The organism is Microcoleus sp. BM001215392, assembly GCF_036700185.1.
GTDB lineage: Bacteria > Cyanobacteriota > Cyanobacteriia > Cyanobacteriales > Microcoleaceae > Microcoleus.
In genome coordinates this window covers 1-2,774 of sequence record NZ_JAUBOJ010000600.1, presented here as the reverse complement: position 1 = coordinate 2,774, position 2,774 = coordinate 1, and the positions used below count along the sequence as shown (strand labels likewise).

Annotated in this window: 1 protein-coding gene; it reads left to right on the top strand. The window is 47.5% G+C overall.

What is annotated here, in order from left to right:
• Positions 1–583: 583 nt before the first annotated feature.
• The coding region (locus QT974_RS33195; protein WP_333472616.1) for a DUF4347 domain-containing protein at positions 584–2,774 on the top strand (2,191 nt) is incomplete at its 3' end.

Below are 2,774 nucleotides of genomic sequence, written 5' to 3'. Positions count from 1 at the left end.
ACTAATAACTTATATGCGGTCATGCGAGAGCCCTCTTCCAAAACCAGATGCACCCTTAAGAATGACTGAGGTCGATCGTATTTGCGATCGTGCCTCTAGTTGCATTTTTTGTGGTCATGAGCTGAATTATTAACAACGTATTACATAATCTATTTTTCCGGCTCTGAAACAGAGTTAGGAATCAAACAATGTCGTGTCCGTTTACGGAAATTACGACACTAAAATTACAAATTATCAATTTAATTTATAGGGGTTCCCGAATAGGAAATCACCACGCGAACTATTCCCCCAGTCCTTGAATTATAGGAATTACAGCCCATAAACCATTTAAAAATCCGGCTCCAAAAAGCTGGATTTTTCTGAATTCTCGTATAAATTATGTTACTTATTACCCATAATTTATGACAAAAAAAACGATTAGCTACAATCACAGATAAGTGCAATCCGGAAAAAAAACTAAATTAATTAATAATTTTAAATATTGCACTATTTTGAAAATAGGTGTTAAGATGTGAACAAATAAGGCTGATGTGATTGCTCCCGGGCTGTATCTACCAATAACGCCCTTAATGGAGAATCAAAAATGAATTCTACGTTCGCTCAAACCAACTCACAATCTTCTTTGGAAAAACTGCCCCTACGTTCCTTAGTGTTCATTGATTCCGGGGTAGAAAATTACGAAAAAATTGCAGCGGGAGTGCTGCCAGGACAGCAGGTCGTAATACTCGATGGCGCCAAAAATGGCATCGCACAAATCTCCTCTGAAATTGAAAAATACGCTTCTACGAACGGGGCGATCGACTCAGTTCACATTATTTCTCACGGCAGTTCTGGCAACCTGCAACTCGGCAATACCGCTCTAGGTTCAGACAACATAGACCAATACAAAGGTCAGTTGGAAAAGTGGCAGAATTCCCTAGCACCATCCGCAGACATCATGCTGTACGGCTGCGATGTAGCAGCAGGTACAGGCGCTAATTTCGTTGACAAGCTCAGCGAATTAACCGGGGCTGACGTTGCCGCATCCACCAATATCACTGGCAAAAACGGCGACTGGAACTTAGAATTTGCCAAGGGTCAAATAGAATCTCCCTTAGCCTTACAACCGGACGCGATGGCAAATTACCAAGGTAATTTAGCTACTATCGTCGTCAGCAACAATAGCGATAGCGGCCCTGGTTCCTTGAGGGCTGCGGTTGCATCTGCTGTAGCCGGGGATACAATTACCTTCGCTCCTGGTTTGGCAGGCCAAACAATCACTCTCACCAGCGGTCAAATCGATATTCCTCCCGCCAAAAATATCACGATTGACGGCACAGCAGCAGCAGGTTTAAGCATCAGCGGCAACAACGCATCTCGCGCCTTTTTTGTCAGTGCAAACGTAGATTTTAAAACGACTTTTGCCGTCAAAAACCTGTCGATTATCAACGGTAAAACTGCTGATACCGGCGGGGCGATCGGTACAACTGACGAAGTAGCCATCAGCGTAGCCAACGTTCAGTTTACAAATAACGTTGCCGATAAAGGTGGCGGTGCCATCTTCAGCGGCTGGAACAACTCCCTGAGCGTTACCGATAGTAAATTCACCGGCAACGTAGCCACAGCGGGTAATGACGAACGAGGTGCAGGTGCGATCGCTTTTGTCAGCCAGAAAAATTTGACAGTCACCAACAGTGACTTCAACAACAACAAAGGAATTAACGGTGGGGCAATTAACAGCCTTCAGGGCAAATTAACAATTGACAACTCGCGATTCATCGGCAACGACACCACCGCAGCCAGTTACGCAACAGGCCAAGATAATCCTGGTTTAAGGGGTAACGGTGGTGCTATTTACACAGACAGAGCCAGTTCTTTAACTGAAGCATCCGGCACAATCAAGATTACCAATAGCGTATTTCAGGACAATAAAGGTCGAGGTGAAGGAGGCGCAGCTTATCTGTTTACTGGCAGCCAAGACAAGGTAATTTTGGAAAACAGCACCTTCCAAAATAACGAAGTTCTGGCGCTAACAGGCAGCCCCGGCGGTGGAAATCCTGGAAATGGTGGTGCGGTAACGACTTTGAGCGACAGCACCAACCAGGGATTGACCATTACCAACACCACCTTTGCTGGGAACAAAGCCGGCGAGCAAGGTGGCGGGCTGTGGATGCGCAATGCCCCTGCGACGATTACTAACAGTACGTTTTCTGGTAACTCGGTTCCTACTACTGTGTCTGATGGCTACGGCAAACTCGGCGGTGCAATGACTCTTGGTGCACCTACAACGATTGTCAACACAACGATCGCCGATAATTACGCCGGCTGGGTTGGTGGAGGTATCTTCGCCGCAGCCAATGATGTCACCCTCAAAAACACGATTTTATCCAACAACACAGCCGGTAACGGAGGAAACGGTTGGGGAATTCAACAACACGCCACCGCCCAATACACAGACCAAGGAGGGAATTTTCAGTGGCCGCTGATTAGCACTGATACGAAGGTGACGACAAGTGTCACCGTCGCAGATCCTCTACTGGGCCCTTTGCAAAACATCAACGGCGCCTTCGTCAGACCCCTGCTGGTAGGAAGTCCGGCAATCGATAAAGGCGTTGACAGCGGGCTGGCGACGGATCAGCGAGGATTGACTCGCCCTCAAGACGGCGATACCATTCCCGGGGCGATCTTTGACAGCGGCTCTTTTGAGTTCAGCAGTGCAGTCGTACCCACACCAACTCCGACTCCGGCGCCAACTCCGACTCCAGCGCCGACTCCAACTCCCACTCCAACTCCGG